The following is a 17,317-nucleotide window of genomic DNA, read 5'->3' as shown; positions in this document are numbered from 1 at the left end:
TATCGGGTTGGCCGGACGGTCGGTATCAGCGGGTCAGTCGCCGGTGACGCCGTCGATGCGTTCCCGGATCAGGTCGGCGTGGCCGTTGTGCCGGGCGTACTCCTCGATCATGTGCACGTACGCCCAGCGCAGGCTGAAGGTGCGGGTGCGGGTGCCGTCGCTGCGGGTCGGGGTGAACGTCTCGTCCAGTGACCGGCCGGCGGTCGCGGCCCGGGCCGCGTCGACCTCGGCGCGGAAGGCGGCGAAGGCGGCCTCCGGGTCGGCGTCGGCCGCGGCGTGGAAGTCGGCGTCGTTGTCGGTGTCGAAGTCGTAGAGGTCGGGCAGGTCCTGGCCGGCGAAACGCTGGCGGAACCAGGACCGCTCGACGTCGGTCATGTGCAGGACCAACCCGAGCAGGCTCAGGCCGGACGGTTCGACACTCGCCGTGCGTAGCTGGTCGGCGGTCAGGCCGGCGCACTTGTGCAGCAGGGTGTCGCGGTGGTAGTCGAGCCAGCCCTCCAGCATGGTGCGCTCGTCAGCGACGAGGGGCTCGTGGGTGCGGTCGATCTCCGGTGCCGTCCATGTCGTCATCGGGCCATCCTGGGGCTCGGGTACGACAGTCGCGACAGGTTTTCAGGGCACCACGACGACGGGCCAGCGGCCGGTGCGGACCAGACGGGTGGCGACCGAGCCGACGAGCCGGTGTCCGGCCTGCTCGGAGGTGCCCACCACCACCATGTCGGCCTGGAACTCGTCGGCCGCCGCGCACAACTCGCCGTACGCGTCGCCGCGCCGGAACAGGAAGGTCACCGGGATCCCCCACTGCTCGGCCGCCCGCCGGCACTCCCGGCGCAGCTCGTCGGCCAGCTCATCGTGGGAGCGCTGGACCGCGCCGGCGTCCATGCCGGGCACCAGCGCGGTCAGCCCGCTCGCCGAGCTGACGAAGACCACCACCAGGGCGGCGCCCTGCCGGCGGGCCAGGCCGGCGGCGTAGGCACCGGCCCGCTCGGAGGTGCGGGTGCCGTCGACGCCCACCATGACCACCCGGGGGCCGTCCGTGCCGCGCTCGAACGGCAGTGGTCGGGTCCGGGGGCCGTACTCCTCGCGGTCCGGTGCTCCCACGCTCATCGCTCTACCTCACCTCTGCTCGCCGGTGCGGACCACGGCCGCGCCCGCGCCGGCTGCGACTGACGATTCCCGCTCGACCTCGCCGGAAACCGGGTTGCCGTTGTGCTGGCGCAGCGGCACCTCCTTGATGAAGATCACCGCGATCAGCGCGACGAGCGCGAAGGGTGCGGCGGCCAGGAAGATGTCACCGGCGCCGTGGCCGTACGCGCCCTCCACGACCGCGCGCAGCGGACCGGGCAGGGTGTGCACGTCGGGCAGGGTGCCACCGCTGCCGGAGCTGGACGCGGGGATGCCGAGTTGGGCCAGCCCGTCGGCGGTGTAGTCCTTGACCTTGTGGGCGAGCACCGCGCCGAGGGCGGAGACGCCGATCGCGCCACCGAGGCTGCGGAAGAACGCCACCACCGAGCTGGCCGCGCCGAGCTCGTGCGGTCCGACGGTGTTCTGCACGGCGAGGACCAGGTTCTGCATGGTCATGCCCAGGCCGACGCCGATCAGCAGCATGTAGACGCTGAGCAGCGTGAAGTTGGTGTCCGCGCGGAGCGTGCCCATCAGCGCGAAGCCGATGGTGAGCAGCGCCGAGCCGATCACCAGGTACCGCTTCCAGCGGCCGGTCTTGGTGATGACCCGCCCGATGACTGTGGAGGCGACGAGCAGGCCGAGGATCATCGGCAGGGTCATCAGGCCGGACATGGTGGGGCTCTGCCCACGACTGATCTGGAAGTACTGGCCGAGGAAGATCGACGCGCCGAACATGCCGACACCGACCGCGATGCTGGCCACGACGGCGAGGGTGATGGTGCGGTTGCGGAACAGCCGCGGCGGGATCATCGGCTCGGCGGCCCGGGTCTCCACCCGGATGGCGAGGGCGCCGAGAGCCAGCGCGCCGACGACCATGACGGCGGTCTGCCAGGAGGCCCAGGCGAACTGGTCGCCGGCGAGCGAGACCCAGATCAGCAGGACCGAGACGGCCGCGGTGATCAGGGTGGCGCCCCACCAGTCGATCTGTGCCTTCCGCTTGACCACCGGCAGGTGCAGGGTCTTCTGGAGCACGATCAGGGCGACGATGGCGAACGGCACGCCGACGTAGAAGCACCAGCGCCAGCCGAGCCAGGAGGTGTCGACGATCACGCCACCGATCAGCGGACCACCGATGGTGCCGACGGCCATCACGGCACCGAGGTAGCCGCTGTAGCGGCCCCGCTCGCGGGGCGCGATCATCGTGGCCATGATCACCTGGGCCAGCGCGGTGAGGCCGCCGGCGCCGACGCCCTGGAGCACCCGGCAGGCGATCAGCTCTCCGGTGCCCTGCGCGAGGCCGGCGAGCACCGAACCCAGCACGTAGATGCCCAGGGCCAGTTGCACGAGGGTCTTCTTGCTGGTCAGGTCGGCGAGCTTGCCCCAGATCGGGGTGGTCGCGGTGGTCGCGAGCAGGGCCGAGGTGACCACCCAGGTGTACGCGGACTGGCCGCCGTGCAGCTCGGTGATGATCCGCGGCAGCGCGTTCGAGATGACCGTGGAGGAGAGGATCGCGACGAACAGGCCCAGCAGCAGGCCGGAGAGCGCCTCCAGGATCTGCCGGTGGGTCATCGTCACGGCGGTCGCCTGGGGTGGCGCTGTCGCCTGGCTCATCGTTGGTGCCTCCGAGTGGAGTCGAGGTGGAACGGCGGCGGGCTGGTACGCACGGGCCGCCTGAGAGTTGCCTGAAGCAACCGTATGCCTTGGTTGCCTGAAGCAACAACTTGGCGGACCGGCGTCCTATTCCCCACCCAGGGGCGCTACTGCCAGGAGTCGTTGAACCGGCCCAGCAGCCGGGCGAACTCCTCGACGTCCCGGCTCGGCCAGCCGTCCAGCGCGCGCAGGAACTCACCCAACCGGGCCGCACGGGCCACGTCGAACCGGCGCTGACCCTCCTCGGTGAGGCGGATCTGCGCCGCCCGCCGGTCGCTCGGATCGGGGTCGCGATGGACCAGCCCCAGGGCCTCCAGCGCGTTGATCTGCCGGCTCAGCGTGCCCTTTCCCACACCGAGCCGCGACGCCAACTCGGTCAACCGGATCGACCCACTGCGCCGCAACCAGAGCAGCAGCCCGTAGGTGTTCGGTTCCAGATTCGGGTGCACCTCCCGGGCGATCTCCCAGGAAACCGCCCGTCCACGACGCAGCAGAGCGGTCAACTCGTGCTCGACCGCCCGGATCGGCTCCGGCAGGTGCTCATCCACGGCGTAGAGACTACGGCGCGGTCGACTCACCGCCGCCGGAGAGTCGACGCCGCATCACGGGGCGTAGGTGCCCGTCCTTCGTGGTGCCCTCGATGACCACGTCCGCACCACGCCCCTGGTGGGTGAGCGTGGCGACCGCGTTGCCGAAGTAGGGACCGGCCAGCTTGCGCCAGCGCACACCCGGCCGCCGTACGCCCGCCGAACGCGCCAACGCCCGGGTGGCCCCGGCCGGGCCCGACGACCAGCCCAACCGCATCAGCGGACGGATGCCGGCCGGCACCTGGTTGTGGATCGGCGAGCAGGTGAGCTGGTGCACGGGCGTGACCACCGCCGGGTCGAAGAACCGGGCCCGAGCCACGTACGAGTGGTGCACGTCCCCGGAGAGCACGCTTATCGACGCCGGTGGCGCGTACGCCGGACCGGCGCCGACCCGTGCGCCGGACTGCCTCGGGGTGCCGGTGCCGATCCGGGCGAAGGTCTCCGCGAGCGCCTCGAACGAGCGCCGGAACGCCGCCCAGTGCTCCAGGTCCAGGGCGCGGCGCAGCTTCTCCGCACCGCGTGCCACCCAGGGGCGATGCGAGTCGGCGAGCTTCTCGTTCCACGCCTCGATGTGGTGGATGCCCTGCGGGAGCAGCCAGGGCAGCGACGCGCCGACCACCAGGTGGTCGTAGACGCCGTGCGCCTGGTCGAGGAACCAGGACCACTCGCCCGGCGGCAGCATGGCCCGACTGCCCGGGTCGAGCACCCGGCTGCACCTGTTGTCGAGCATGACCAGCCGGGTCCGGCCCAGGTCCAGCGCGTAACTCCACTGGTACTGCACCGCGCGCCAGCGCTCGGTGTCGTGCGCCACGTCCGACTCCTGGTCCACCCGGTGCCCGAACTCGCGCAGCACGCCCGTGGCGTCCTCGGCGGCGGCGACCTTGGCGAAGACCGGGTCGGCGGCGATCTCGTCGGGGGACAGGTTGCCCAGGTGCTGGTAGACCCAGTACGAGGCGAGCCCGCTGCCGATCCGCTCCTGCCACCACGGCTGCTCGCGCACCTCGGCACGCCAGGCCGCCGAGGTGTTCCAGTCGTCGATGATCTCGTGGTCGTCGAAGATCATCACGCTCGGCACGGTGGAGAGCAGCCAACGGATCTCCGGATCGCGCCAGGACTCCAGGTAGAGCTTGGTGTACTCGTCGAAGCTCACCACCTGGTCGGCCGGGGCGCCCTTCGGCCGCCGCCGCCGCCGACGCAGCAGCCGGCGCACCGTGGGCGAGGTGACATCGGCGTAGACCTGGTCACCGAGCAGCACCAACAGGTCGGGCAGCGGGTGCGACTCCGGGTCGGCCATCAACCGCCGGGCGTACGCGTCCAGCGCGTCCGGCGGCAGCTTCCGGGTGGTGGCGTGCTGGGTGGTCTCCCGGCACGAGCCGAAGATCAGGTTGACCGGCTGGTCCCGGTCGTCGGCGGCCCGGGTGCGGATCACGCTCGGCGGGAAGCCGCTGCTGGGCACCGGCCAGACCACCTCGTCGTCGACGAGCACCTCGTAGCTGGTCTCGCTGTCCGGGGTGAGCCCCTCCACCACCACCAACGCGTAGTGGTGCTCGTACGCCGAGAAGGTGGGCGCGGTGCCGGTGGCGCCACTGGCGGTGCGGACGGTGACCACGGCGGGCCCCGCCGTCTCCACCCAGATGGTCGCGCGGGTGTCGACGACTCGCCGCAGGAGGGGACCGATGAGGAGGTGTGCGGCGGACATGCGGCCGAGCCTACCGCCGGTTGCGGGCGCCGGCCGCGTGCGGTGGTGAGACCCCGGGCACCGCTCGCGGGGCGGTGGCGGCGACTCCCGGCGACGCTCACGGGTGCGGTGGCTGACACTCCGGGCACCGCTCACGGGTGCGGTGGCTGACACTCCGGGCACCGCCCGGGGTGCGGTGGCTGGGACGCCGCCGCTGCCATCTGACAGGATTCCGGCATGGCCGAATATCTCGTCCTCGCTCTGGTCCTGCTCGGTGTGCTGATCGCCGGCACGGTCGGGCTGGTCGTGCCGCGACTGCGGCGGCGGCCCGAGCCCCCGCTTCCCCGCACCGAGGTCGACACCAGAGCCGAGGAGGATCTCGCCGGCCCGCCGGTGGAGGCACCGGAGTCCGATCTGTCCACCGGCGTCCTTGTCGAGCCGCCGCCGGTCATCGAGGCGCCCGCCCCGGTGGAGGTGCCCGAGCCGACCGCCGGACGGCTGGTCCGGCTCCGCTCGCGGCTGTCCCGCTCGCAGAACGTCTTCGGCAAGGGCCTGCTCGGCCTGCTCGCCCGCGACCACCTCGACGAGGACGTCTGGGAGGAGATCGAGGACAGCCTGATCACCGCCGACGTCGGCGTCGACTCCACCCGCGACATCGTCGACCGGCTCCGCGAGCGCACCCGGGTGCTCGGCACCCGCTCGGCCTCCGAGCTGCGCGCGCTGCTCGCCGCCGAACTGGTGAACGCGCTCGACCCGAGCCTGGACCGGTCGCTGCGGACCGCCCCGAAGGACGGCGTACCGGCGGTGGTCCTGGTCGTCGGCGTCAACGGCGCGGGCAAGACCACCACCTGCGGCAAGATTGCCCGGGTGCTGGTGGCCGACGGCCGGACCGTGCTGCTCGGCGCCGCGGACACCTTCCGGGCCGCCGCCGCCGACCAACTGGAGACCTGGGGCTCGCGCGTCGGCGCGGAGACCGTCCGTGGGCCCGAGGCCGCCGACCCGGCAAGCGTCGCCTTCGACGCGGTCAGGCGCGGCATCGACACCGGCGTGGACACCGTGCTCATCGACACCGCCGGCCGCCTGCAGAACAAGGTCGGCCTGATGGACGAGCTGGGCAAGGTCAAGCGCGTGGTGGAGAAGCAGGGCCCGATCGACGAGACACTGCTCATCCTGGACGCCACGACCGGTCAGAACGGCCTGGAACAGGCCCGGGTCTTCACCGAGGTGGTGAACGTGACAGGGGTGGTGCTGACCAAGCTCGACGGCACCGCCAAGGGTGGCATCGTGATCGCCGTGCAGCGCAAGCTCGGCATCCCCGTGAAGCTGGTCGGCCTCGGCGAAGGCAAGGACGATCTGGCCCCGTTCGACCCGGCGCAGTTCGTGGACGCGTTGCTGGGGACCGAGGCCACCGGACGGGACGCGTAGTCTCGGGTGACCACCGACGATCGCGCGTACGCGGGCTGGCGCGAGCCCGGCCACCCCTCGCAGCGCCTCGGGAGACCGTACGTGACTTCGCAGGAGATCCCGCTGCACGGCGGCAACGTCAGCACCGTCGTCCGCGTCGGTGACACGGTCCGCCGCAACGCCGGGCCGTGGACGCCGTCCGTGCACGCCCTGCTGCGCCACCTGGAGTACGTGGGCTTCACCGGCGCGCCCCGGGCCCTCGGGATGGACGAGCGCAACCGTGAGGTGCTGTCATACCTGGAGGGGGAGTGCGGCGAATACCCGCTCGCCCCGCACTGGGTGACCGACGAGGCGCTGGTCACCGTCGCCACCATGCTGCGGATGTTCCACGACGCGCAGTACGGGTTCACCCCGCCGCCGCAGGCGGTCTGGCGTTCGTTCGGGCCCCCACCGCCGGACACCGAGGTGATCTGCCACCACGACGCCGCGCCGCACAACGTGATCTGGCGGCCGGACGGCACCCTCGGGCTGATCGACTTCGACCTCGCCTCGCCCGGGGCGCGGATCTACGACGTGGCGTACGCGGCCTGGACCTGGGTGCCGATCTTCGCGGACCGGGACTCGATCACGCTGGGCTGGAAGCACCCGGACCGGCCGCGCCGGCTCCGGCTCTTCGCCGACGCGTACGGGTTGATCCCGCGTGACCGGCACCGGCTGATCCGGACCATCCGCAAACGGATCGTGGACCACGTCGAGGGGATCCGCCGGATGGCCGCCGCCGGTGAGCCGGCGTTCGTCCGGATCGTGCACAAGGGCCACCTGCGCCGGCCGATGCGGGATCTGCGGCTGCTCGACTACGAGCGGCACGCCCTGGAAAACGCCCTCCGCTGAGCGCGGGACGGGCGATGCTCGGTCGGTCCCGTCAAGCGGACCGGTCGATGCGCCTGGCCGGTCAGCCATCGACGTGCGCCGTCCGAACGATCCACCATTGTCCATGCCGCTGACTGTGCGGACTTCGTGACACGTACGAAACAACTGGTCACGAACCGGAAACCCGCACGGGACCGTGGGTGAAACAGCCGGCCGCGAAGCTTCCGCGCAACCGGCCTACGGGCGACGCTGCCCCGGAAAGCCGCGAAGGAGGACTTCACCTTTAGGAGGCCAGCGTGCCTGAAGCACCGACGATCGACGGCGCCAATACTACGTGGCTGCTGGTTTCGACCGCGCTCGTGCTGCTCATGACCCCCGGATTGGCGCTGTTCTACGGCGGCCTCAACCGGGCCAAGGGCGTACTCAACATGATGATGATGAGCTTCTCCGCCATCGGGCTCATCTCTATTCTGTGGTGGTTCTACGGTTTCAGCGTCGCCTTCGGGACCGACGTGAACGGCTTCTGGGGCGACCCGGGCGCGTACCTCGGCACCAAGACCTTCCTCGCCGAGGCCGACCTGTGGGGCGCCACGGCGGAGAACCCCAGCGGCATCGGGGTCCCGCTCTACGTGTTCATGGCCTTCCAGATGGTCTTCGCGGTGATCACCGTCGCGCTGATCAGTGGCGCCATCGCCGACCGGGCCAAGTTCGCCGGCTGGCTGCTGTTCGCCTTCGGTTGGGCCACGCTGGTCTACTTCCCGGTCGCGCACTGGGTGTGGGGCGGCGGCATCATCGGCGGTGACATCCACGCGCTGGACTTCGCCGGTGGCACCGCGGTGCACATCAACGCCGGTGCGGCGGCCCTGGCCGTGGCGCTGGTGCTCGGAAAGCGGCTCGGTTGGCCGCGCGAGGGCATGAAGCCGCACAACATCCCGCTCGTCGCGCTCGGTGCGGGTCTGCTGTGGTTCGGTTGGTTCGGGTTCAACGCCGGTTCGGAGTTGACCGTCGACTCGGTCGCCGGCCTCGCCTTCATCAACACCCAGCTCGCCACGGCGGCTGCGGTGCTCGGCTGGATCGCGGTCGAGTGGGTCAAGGACCGCAAGCCGACGATGGTCGGTGCCTCGTCCGGCGCCGTCGCCGGTCTGGTCGCCATCACCCCGGCCTGTGGTTTCGTCGCACCGTGGGCGTCCGTCCTGCTCGGCATCGTCGCCGGCGTGGTGTGCGCTCTCGCCGTCAGCCTCAAGTACAAGCTCGGCTACGACGACTCGCTCGACGTGGTCGGCGTGCACTTCGTCGGTGGCTGGATCGGCTCGCTCTGGCTCGGTCTCTTCGCCACCAACTCGGTGAACGCCGCGATCACCGACGTGGTGGGCGCCTCCGACGGCCTCTTCTACGGCGGCGGCGTCACCCAGCTCGGACGGCAGGCCCTCGCCGGCCTGATCGTCACCGCCTGGTCGTTCGGCATCGCCTGGGTGCTCGCCTTCGTCATCGAGAAGACGATCGGGTTCCGGGTGAAGGCCGAGGCCGAGGTCGAGGGCATCGACATCGGCGAGCACGCCGAGAGCAGCTACGACCTGTCCCCGGCCGGTGGCGGCACGGGCAGCGCGTTCGCGATGGCCGGCATCGGCACCCCCGGTGGCGGCACGACGAGTGGCGCCAAGCCGGAGGCGGAGCCCGCCGAGCCGGTAAGCGAAAAGGTCGCCGGTTAACGTTCCAGGGATGGAGGGGTTGGACATGAAGCTGGTGACCGCGGTCATCAAGCCGTACCAGCTGGACGCGGTGAAGGAGGCCCTGCACGCCCTCGGCGTGGCCGGGCTGACCGTCAGCGAGGTTCAGGGGTACGGGCGGCAGAAGGGGCACACCGAGGTCTACCGGGGTGCCGAGTACACGGTCGAGTTCCTGCCCAAGATCCGGGTAGAGGTGCTCACCGACGAGATCGACGTGGACAAGGTGGTGGACGCCATCGTCGGGGCGGCCCGCACGGGCAAGATCGGTGACGGCAAGGTCTGGGTCACCGGTGTCGAAGAGGTCGTCCGGGTGCGTACCGGCGAACGCGGCCTCGACGCTCTCTGATCTGGAGACCACGACCGACATGACCTCGTTGATCAAGAAGGACGCGTCAGGCAACACCGGTGACGGTGACGCGCACCTCTTGATCAACGAGGTCGTCGGCGTTCCGGGGGGGATCGGGGAGGCCGCCCGGCTGGCCCGGGCGGCCTCCTACGACACGTTTCTGCGCGGGTTGCTGCCGGGGCGGGACGGAGTGGCGCTGCTTGCCGTCGGGGGGCTGGGTCGGCGGCAGTGTGCTCCGTACAGCGACCTCGACCTGGTGTTGCTGCACGCCGGGGTGCCCGGCACGAACGAGTTGGCCTCCTCGATCTGGTACCCGATCTGGGACGCGGGCCTGCGACTCGACCACTCGGTACGCACCGTCGCCGAGGCGCTCTCGGTTGCCCAGGACGACGTCAAGGTCGCCCTCGGGCTGCTCGACGCCCGTCTGGTGGTGGGTGACCAGACGCTTGCCGACGCGCTGAGCCGGACCGCCGCCGACCACTGGCGGCGTACCGCCGTACGACACCTGCCCGGCCTGCGGGAGGTCACCACCGCGCGCTGGCAGGCCCACGGTGAGCTGGCGTTCCTGCTGGAGGGCGACCTCAAGGAGGCCGCCGGGGGCCTGCGCGACGTGGGCCTGCTGCGGGCGATCGCCGCCGCCGGCATCACCGACGCGCTGCGTCCCGCCGTACGCGCCGCCCACCTTCGCCTGCTGGACACCCGCGACGCCCTGCACCAGCAGGTCGGCCGCCGGGTCGACAGGTTGGTCGCCCAGGAACGCGACGGGGTGGCCGCCCTGCTCGGTCTGGAGGACGGTGACGCCCTCCTGCGCCGGGTCGCCGGTGACGCCCGCACGGTCAGCCACGCCCTGGATGACGCCTTCCGCGCCGCTGACCGACTGCGCTCCGGCCGGTCCCGAGGCGGCAACGGCCGCTCGGCGCGTCGCCCGGTGGCCCGTGACGTGGTCGAGCACGACGGTGAGTTGGTGCTGGCCCGGACGGCGATCGGGGCACGACCCGACCCGAGCCTCTCGCTGCGGGTGGCCGCCGCGGCGGCCACGACCCGCCTGCCGATCGCACGGGCCACCTGCGAGTGGCTGGCGGCCTACTGCCCGCCGCTGCCCGCTCCCTGGCCGGCCGAGGCCCGGGCCGCGCTGACCACACTGCTCGGCGCCGGGCCCGGCCTGGTGCCCGCCTGGGAGACCTGCGACAGGTACGGGCTTGTCGACGGCTGGCTGCCCGAGTGGACCCGACTGCGCAGCCTGCCCCAGCACAACCCGGTGCACCGCTACACCCTCGACCGGCACCTCGTGCAGACCGCGCACGAGGCCAGCCGGCACGCCCGCGAGGTGGAACGCCCCGACCTGCTGCTCCTCGGTGCTCTCCTGCACGACATCGGCAAGGGCCTCCCCGGTGATCACAGCACCGTCGGGGTGCCGGTGGCGCAGGCGGCGGCGGCCCGGATCGGTCTGCCCCCCGGCGAGGTCGAGCTGATCGGCACGCTTGTCCGCCTACATCTGCTGCTGCCCGACGTGGCCACCCGCCGGGACCTGTCCGACCCGGTCACCATCGCCTCGGTGGCCGAGGCGGTCGGTGACACCGGCACCCTCGACCTGCTGCACGCGCTGGTCCGGGCCGACGCGGCGGCGACCGGGCCGGCGGCCTGGTCGGACTGGAAGGGACGACTCGTCGCCGAGCTGGTCGCCCGGGTCCGCACCGCGCTCGACACCGGCGTGCTGCCCGAGCCGCCGGCACCGGACCCGGCACTGCTGGCCGGGCCTCTGCCGGTCGTCCACCTGACCGGGGACCGGGTGTCGGTCGCCGCGGCCGACCGGCGGGGCCTGCTCGCCACGGTTGCCGGCTGCCTGGCCCTGCACCGGCTGGAAGTGATCTCCGCGGACGCCTCCGTGGTCGACGGGCGGGCACTCGTCGAGTGCCGGGTGCAACCCCGCTACGGCCTGCCGCCGGACCCGGTGCCGCTGCGCGCCGACCTGCGCCGGGCGGTCGGCGGCGACGTGTCGGTCACCCAGAGACTGCGCGGCCGGGCGCTGGCCGCCCGTGGCAGCGGTGCCGCTCCCCGGGTTGTCTGGCACCGCGAGGCGGCCACCGACGCCGTGCTGCTGGAACTGCGCGCGGCCGACGCGGCCGGCCTGCTCTACCGGGTCACCTGCGCGCTCGACGAGGCGGGCGCCCTGGTCCGCGCGGCGCGCATCTCCACTCTCGGCGCCGACGTGGTGGACGCCTTCTACCTGGTCGGCGGTTGGCCGGACGACGAGGCCCGAGCGCGCCTGGAGCAAGCGGTCCTCGCCGCGGTCTAGCCCCCACTCCCGTCGATCTTGCACTTTCTGTCCCCGCATACCTCGCGAAAAGCGCGATACGGCAACACAAAGTGCAAGATCGCGGGGCGGGGTGGGCTGGGTACGTTCGGGGGCGTAGGGGCGGTGTCGCTCTTGGGCGCACGTCGGGGGGCGTCGGCGCGGGCAGAATGACGGCCATGCGATGGGACGGGCAGCGGACGAGGCGAGGCGAGGCGGCGGATGTCGTGCTCGCTCTGGCGTTGCTCGCGTTCGGGCTGCTTGCCACCGCTCTGGCCGGGGACAACCAGCCCGGGTCGAGGCCCGTGGACGCGGTCTGCCGGGTGCTGATCGCGGTTGCCGCGCTCGCCCTGCTGGCCCGGCGGCGCGCCCCGGTCGCCACCCTCGCCCTGGTCACCGCGGCAACCGCGACGTACCTGGTGCTCGGCTATCCGTACGGGCCGATCCTGCTCACATTCCTGGTGGCGGTGTACACCGTGACCGTGCGACTGCCGGTGCGCCCGGCGGCGCTCGCCACCGGTGGGGCGTTCGTCCTGTTGTTGGCGCACGTCTTCTTCAGCCGGGGGCCCGCGCCGGGCTGGACCGGAGTGCTGCCCGCGTCGGCCTGGGTGGCCGTACCGTTCGCGGTGGGGGTCGTGGTGCGGGTCAACCGCGAGGTGGCGGCGCGCAGCCGGGCCGAGGAGGCCCGCGGTCGCGCCGAGGAGGCCCGGCGGCGGGCTGACGAGGAGCGGTTGCGGATCGCACAGGAGGTGCACGACGTGGTGGGACACGGGCTGGCCGCGATCAGCATGCAGGCGGAGATCGCCCTGCACCTGCTGCCGAAACGACCCGAGCAGGCGGAGACCGCGCTGACCGCGATCAGCCGGACCAGCCGTGAGGCGCTCGACGAACTCCGGGTCACGCTGGGCGCGGTGCGCCAGGGTGCGGAGCGCGAGCCGATACCCGGGCTGGCCCGCCTACCGGCACTACGGGACCGGCTCGCCGGAGCCGGGCTCGCCGTCGACGTCCGCGTGGTCGGCGCCCCCCGGGAGCTGCCGGCCGCGCTGGACCTGGCCGCGTACCGGGTGGCGCAGGAGGCGTTGACGAACGTGCTGCGCCATGCTGGCGTGGCGAACGCGCGGGTGACCGTGGACTACCGCGCCGACGAGGTGACGGTCGAGGTCACCGACCGGGGTGCCGGGGCCGCCGGAACCGACCCGCCCGACGAGCAGCGCGGGCACGGTCTGGCCGGGATGCGGGAGCGGGTCGCGGCGCTGGGCGGATGGTTGAGCGCCGGGCCGCACGCCGGTGGCGGCTTCCGGGTGTACGCCCGGCTGCCCACGGAGCCGGCACCGTGATCCGGGTGCTGATCGCCGACGACCAGGACCTCGTCCGCCTCGGTCTGTGCGCGCTCGTGGAGAGCGAGGACGACCTGGCGCTGGCCGGCGAGGCGGCCGACGGGCTGCGGGCGGTCGAGCTGGCGCGCCGGGAGCGGCCCGACGTGGTGCTGATGGACATCCGGATGCCCGGCATCGACGGCATCGAGGCGACCCGGCGCATCGTCGCGGACCCCGAACTGACAGGTACGCGGGTGGTGGTGCTGACCACCTTCGAGCTGGACGAATACGTCTTCGACGCGCTGCGGCACGGCGCGAGCGGGTTCCTCACCAAGGACACCCGACCGACCGAGCTGCTGCGCGCGATCCGGCTGGTCGCCGAGGGGGAGGCGTTGCTGTCGCCGTCGGTGACCCGTCGGGTGGTGCGGGAGTTCGCCACCCGACCGTCCCGGGTGCCCCGCCCGCACCCTCGGCTGGACACGCTTACCGACCGGGAACGCCAGGTGGTCGGCCTGGTCGGCGAGGGGTTGAACAACGAGGAGATCGCCGCCCGGCTGGTGCTCAGCCCGGCGACCGCGCGCACGCACGTCAGCCGGGCGATGGGCAAGCTGGGAGCCCGGGACCGGGCCCAGCTCGTCGTGTTCGCGTACCAGTCGGGTTTGGTGTCGGGGTGAGGCCCGGGCCGGGCGACAGCGGCCTTGCGGCCGGGCGGCTACCCTAGCGGTGGCCGGACTCCGCAGTGCCGGCCGCGTTGTGCCCGCCGGAACACTGACAAACGGGATGTTCGCGTGTTTGACACCTTGAGTGACCGCCTGTCCGGGATCTTCACCAAGCTCCGCGGCAAGGGACGGCTCACCGACGCCGACATCGACGCCACCGCGCGCGAGATCCGCCTCGCGCTGCTGGAGGCGGACGTCGCGCTGCCGGTCGTCAAGGGCTTCATCGCGGCCGTCAAGGAGCGGGCCCGCAGCTCCGAGGTCTCCCAGGCGCTCAACCCGGCCCAGCAGATCATCAAGATCGTCAACGAAGAGCTGATCACCGTGCTCGGCGGCGAGGGTCGGCGGCTCCAGTTCGCCAAGCAGCCGCCGACCGTGATCATGCTGGCCGGCCTCCAGGGTTCCGGTAAGACGACCCTGGCCGGCAAGCTGGCCCGCTGGCTCAAGGCCCAAGGCCACCAGCCGCTGCTCGTCGCCGCCGACCTCCAGCGCCCCAACGCCGTCGGGCAGCTCCAGGTGCTCGGTGGCCGGGCCGGCGTCGAGGTGTACGCCCCGGAGCCCGGCAACGGCACCGGCGACCCGGTGCAGGTGGCCCGCGCCTCGATCGAGCACGCGAAGCGCGCCGCCCGCGACATCGTCATCGTCGACACCGCCGGCCGGCTCGGCATCGACGCCGAGATGATGCAGCAGGCCGCCGACATCCGCGACGCCGTCTCGCCGGACGAGGTCATCTTCGTCATCGACGCAATGGTCGGTCAGGACGCCGTCCGCACCGCCGAGGCGTTCCGCGACGGCGTCGGCATCACCGGTGTGGTGCTCTCCAAGCTCGACGGCGACGCCCGTGGTGGCGCCGCGCTCTCCGTGCGCGAGGTGACCGGGCAGCCGATCCTGTTCGCCTCCACCGGTGAGAAGTTGGAGGACTTCGACGTCTTCCACCCCGACCGGATGGCCAGCCGGATCCTCGGCATGGGCGACGTCCTCACTCTGATCGAGCAGGCCGAGCAGGCCTTCGACTCCGATCAGAAGGAGAAGATGACCGCCAAGCTGATGGGCGGCGAGCAGTTCACGCTCGACGACTTCCTCGACCAGCTCATCGCGGTGCGGCGGATGGGCCCGATCGCCAACGTGCTGGCCATGATGCCGGGCATGGGGCAGATGAAGGACCAGCTCGCCGAGCTGGACGACAGCCACTTCGACCGGGTCACCGCGATCATCCGGTCGATGACCCCGGGCGAGCGCACCAACCCGAAGATCATCAACGGTTCCCGCCGGGCGCGCATCGCCAACGGCTCCGGGGTCACCGTGATGGACGTCAACCAGCTGCTCAACCGCTTCGCCGACGCGCAGAAGATGATGAAGCAGATGGGCGGCATGATGGGCCTGCCCGGCGGCGGCCGGCGCAAGGCGACCAAGAGTCCGAAGAACAAGCGCAAGGGCACCAAGGGCGGCGGTCGTCCGCGTACCGGCGCGGGCGCCGGGATGCCGGCCGGCTTCCCGGGTGGCATGCCGCAGCTCCCGCCGGGAATGGACCCGAACGATCTCGCCGGCGGCCAGGGCCTTCCGCCCGGCTTCAAGCTCCCGAAGATCGACTTCAACAAGCTCGGCAAGGGCGGCGACAAGGGCCCGCGCTGACGCGTGTCGGTGACGGCGGGCGACATTACCCTTGCCTAGGGTGATGTCGCCCCCTGGAAGGAGATGTCATGACCGCGGCCCCGATCCTGCCCGAACGGCACGAGTGGACGGTCGACGACCTCGGCGAACTGCCGAAGGATCTTCCGTACGAACTGATCAACGGAAGGTTGATCGTGCCGTCCCCCACTGCCGTACACCAAGAGTTGTGCGTTGAGCTGTTGCTCACGCTTCGTCTCAACTGCCCGCCGGAATACCTGGTCAGCTTCGACCTGTCGATGCGGGTCGACCGGCGCAACGAGCCACGCCCCGACGTGGTCGTGATCCGGCGTAAGCACGCTGGCCAGTCACCCGTACCGGTCGAGGACGCCCTGCTCGCCGTGGAGGTCGTCTCGCCGACCTCCACCTTCCGCGACATGTACGACAAGGCCAAGGTCTACGCGCACGCCGGCATCCGGTCCTACTGGGTGGTGGACCCGCTCCAGGAACGCGTCACGCTCACCGAGTACACCCTCGGTGTTAACCGCGAGTATGAGCAGGTCGTCCACACCGAGGACCTGTTCGTCACCGAGCGGCCGTGGAAGGTCTCCGTGGACCTGCCGGCGCTGACCTCCCGGAAGAACGACCTGCTCGCCCCCGACCAGGAGTGATCGGGTAGGACTGTGCGCATGGCTCTTCATGTGCGCGGTGTGCTGCTCCCCGACGGCGAGGTCCGGGATCTCTGGCTGGTCGATGACCGGGTGACCTTCACCCCGGTGGCCGGCGCGCAGACGGTCGTCGACGGCGGCTTCGTCCTACCCGGCCTCGTCGACGCGCACTGCCACATCGGCATCGCCCGAGGTGGCGCCCCGATCACCTCGCTCGACCAGGCCCGCGAGCTGGCCCACATCGACCGCGACGCCGGTGTGCTGGCGATCCGCGACGCCGGCTCGCCGTACCCGTACCCCGAACTGGACGACGAGCCGGGCCTGCCGCGACTGGCCCGCGCCGGCCGGCACGTCGCCCCGCCGAAGCGCTACCTGCGCGACATCGGCGTGGAGGTCGACGCCACCGAGGTGGCCGCCGCGGTCGCCGCCCAGGCGCGGGCCGGCAACGGCTGGGTCAAGCTGGTCGGCGACTGGATCGACCGGGGTGTGGGCGACCTCGCGCCGGCCTGGGACGCGGACACCCTCACCGCCGCCGTGCGGGCCGCACACGACGCCGGGGTACGCGCCGCAGTGCACACCTTCTCCGAGTCGGCCGTCGAGATCATGGTGCGGGCCGGGGTCGACTCGGTGGAGCACGGCACCGGCCTGAGCCTCGACCTGATCGACGAGATGGCCCGCCAGGGCACCGCGCTCGTCCCCACGATGATCAACATCGCCACCTTCGGGGGCATCGCTGAGCAGGCGCGGGGCAAGTTCCCCGGGTACGCCGACCACATGCTCGCGCTGCGCGACAACTTCCCCGAGGTGGTGCGTGCCGCGCACGAGGCCGGAGTGCCGATCTACGTGGGCACCGACGCCGGCGGCGGCATCGACCACGGGCTGGCCGCCGAGGAGATGCTGCTGCTGCACGAACAGGCCGGCCTGGCACCCATCGACGTACTCGCCGCCGCCTCCTGGGGCGCCCGGCAGTGGCTCGGCTTCCCCGGCCTGGTCGAGGGCGGCCTCGCCGACCTGACCGTCTACCCCGAAGACCCCCGCCGCGACCTTCGGGTGGTCCGCGCCCCGTCCCGCACGATCCTCCGCGGCCGCGTCATCCGCTGACCCCCGCAAGCGTCGCCGGGCCGGGGTGGGCCGGCCGGGCCGGGGTGGGCTGGGCTGGGTCGGGCTGGGCCGGGGTGGGTTGGGTCGGGCCGGGGTGGGGTGGGCCGCGTCGCGTCGGGCCGCGTCGCGTCGGGCTGGGCTGCGCCGCGTCGGCTGGGCTGCGCCGCGTCGGCTGGGCTGCGCCGCGTCGGCTGGGCTGCGCCGCGTCGGCTGGGCTGCGCCGCGTCG

15 protein-coding genes and 1 pseudogene are annotated in these 17,317 nt (G+C 72.1%); 10 read left to right on the top strand and 6 right to left on the bottom strand.

The window, feature by feature from the left end:
• Positions 1–33: 33 nt before the first annotated feature.
• The 5 genes from ACPXBU_RS26025 to ACPXBU_RS26005 all read right to left on the bottom strand — a co-directional run bounded on the left by ACPXBU_RS26025 (position 34) and on the right by ACPXBU_RS26005 (position 5,061).
• Positions 34–570, bottom strand: a complete 537-nt coding sequence (locus tag ACPXBU_RS26025) for a DinB family protein (protein WP_425760058.1) — start codon at positions 568–570, stop codon at positions 34–36.
• A gap of 42 nt (positions 571–612) precedes the next feature.
• The gene (locus ACPXBU_RS26020; protein ID WP_393372905.1) at positions 613–1,107 is read right to left on the bottom strand and encodes a universal stress protein; all 495 of its coding nucleotides are present in this window, start codon (positions 1,105–1,107) and stop codon (positions 613–615) included.
• Between the two features lie 9 nt (positions 1,108–1,116).
• A complete protein-coding gene (locus tag ACPXBU_RS26015; protein WP_425760057.1) occupies positions 1,117–2,736 on the bottom strand; it encodes an MDR family MFS transporter in 1,620 nt (539 codons plus the stop codon).
• A gap of 146 nt (positions 2,737–2,882) precedes the next feature.
• Positions 2,883–3,323 carry a MarR family winged helix-turn-helix transcriptional regulator gene (locus ACPXBU_RS26010; RefSeq protein WP_357250448.1) on the bottom strand — a complete coding sequence of 147 codons (441 nt, stop codon included), beginning with the start codon at positions 3,321–3,323 and terminating at the stop codon, positions 2,883–2,885.
• Positions 3,324–3,333: 10 nt separating this feature from the next.
• Positions 3,334–5,061, bottom strand: coding sequence for an alkaline phosphatase D family protein (locus ACPXBU_RS26005; RefSeq protein WP_425760056.1), 1,728 nt, complete (start codon positions 5,059–5,061; stop codon positions 3,334–3,336).
• A gap of 216 nt (positions 5,062–5,277) precedes the next feature.
• Between ACPXBU_RS26005 and ftsY the strand changes: the two genes are divergently transcribed.
• From ftsY to ACPXBU_RS25955, 10 genes are all read left to right on the top strand, one after another.
• Positions 5,278–6,465 (top strand): signal recognition particle-docking protein FtsY, encoded by a 1,188-nt coding sequence (gene ftsY, locus ACPXBU_RS26000; protein ID WP_393372914.1) that lies wholly within the window; start codon positions 5,278–5,280, stop codon positions 6,463–6,465.
• 6 nt (positions 6,466–6,471) lie between these two features.
• On the top strand, positions 6,472–7,335 hold the full coding sequence (locus ACPXBU_RS25995) for an aminoglycoside phosphotransferase family protein (protein WP_357077819.1): 864 nt from the start codon (positions 6,472–6,474) through the stop codon (positions 7,333–7,335).
• Positions 7,336–7,610: 275 nt separating this feature from the next.
• The gene (locus ACPXBU_RS25990; protein ID WP_425760055.1) at positions 7,611–9,023 is read left to right on the top strand and encodes an ammonium transporter; all 1,413 of its coding nucleotides are present in this window, start codon (positions 7,611–7,613) and stop codon (positions 9,021–9,023) included.
• A 25-nt stretch (positions 9,024–9,048) separates the two neighbouring features.
• Positions 9,049–9,387 (top strand): P-II family nitrogen regulator, encoded by a 339-nt coding sequence (locus ACPXBU_RS25985; protein WP_172862163.1) that lies wholly within the window; start codon positions 9,049–9,051, stop codon positions 9,385–9,387.
• A 19-nt stretch (positions 9,388–9,406) separates the two neighbouring features.
• Positions 9,407–11,683 carry a [protein-PII] uridylyltransferase gene (locus tag ACPXBU_RS25980; protein WP_425760054.1) on the top strand — a complete coding sequence of 759 codons (2,277 nt, stop codon included), beginning with the start codon at positions 9,407–9,409 and terminating at the stop codon, positions 11,681–11,683.
• Positions 11,684–11,859: 176 nt separating this feature from the next.
• Positions 11,860–13,017, top strand: a complete 1,158-nt coding sequence (locus ACPXBU_RS25975) for a sensor histidine kinase (protein ID WP_425760053.1) — start codon at positions 11,860–11,862, stop codon at positions 13,015–13,017.
• Positions 13,014–13,670 (top strand): response regulator transcription factor, encoded by a 657-nt coding sequence (locus tag ACPXBU_RS25970; protein ID WP_393372925.1) that lies wholly within the window; start codon positions 13,014–13,016, stop codon positions 13,668–13,670. The genes ACPXBU_RS25975 and ACPXBU_RS25970 overlap by 4 nt, the downstream gene beginning before the upstream one ends.
• A gap of 114 nt (positions 13,671–13,784) precedes the next feature.
• A complete protein-coding gene (ffh, locus tag ACPXBU_RS25965) occupies positions 13,785–15,344 on the top strand; it encodes a signal recognition particle protein (protein WP_393372927.1) in 1,560 nt (519 codons plus the stop codon).
• Between the two features lie 68 nt (positions 15,345–15,412).
• Positions 15,413–15,991, top strand: coding sequence for a Uma2 family endonuclease (locus tag ACPXBU_RS25960; RefSeq protein WP_425760050.1), 579 nt, complete (start codon positions 15,413–15,415; stop codon positions 15,989–15,991).
• An 18-nt stretch (positions 15,992–16,009) separates the two neighbouring features.
• Complete coding sequence (locus ACPXBU_RS25955) at positions 16,010–17,089, top strand: amidohydrolase family protein (RefSeq protein ID WP_425760049.1); 1,080 nt, start codon at positions 16,010–16,012, stop codon at positions 17,087–17,089.
• Here ACPXBU_RS25955 and ACPXBU_RS25950 read toward each other — a convergent pair.
• Positions 17,079–17,317 (bottom strand): annotated as a pseudogene (locus ACPXBU_RS25950) (hypothetical protein); the annotation flags it as partial. The gene ACPXBU_RS25955 and the pseudogene ACPXBU_RS25950 overlap by 11 nt on opposite strands.

It is taken from the genome of Micromonospora sp. DT231, assembly GCF_049847025.1.
Classification (GTDB): domain Bacteria; phylum Actinomycetota; class Actinomycetes; order Mycobacteriales; family Micromonosporaceae; genus Micromonospora.
Note: the sequence above shows the minus strand (reverse complement) of the source record. Positions and strands in the feature narration are given on the sequence as shown.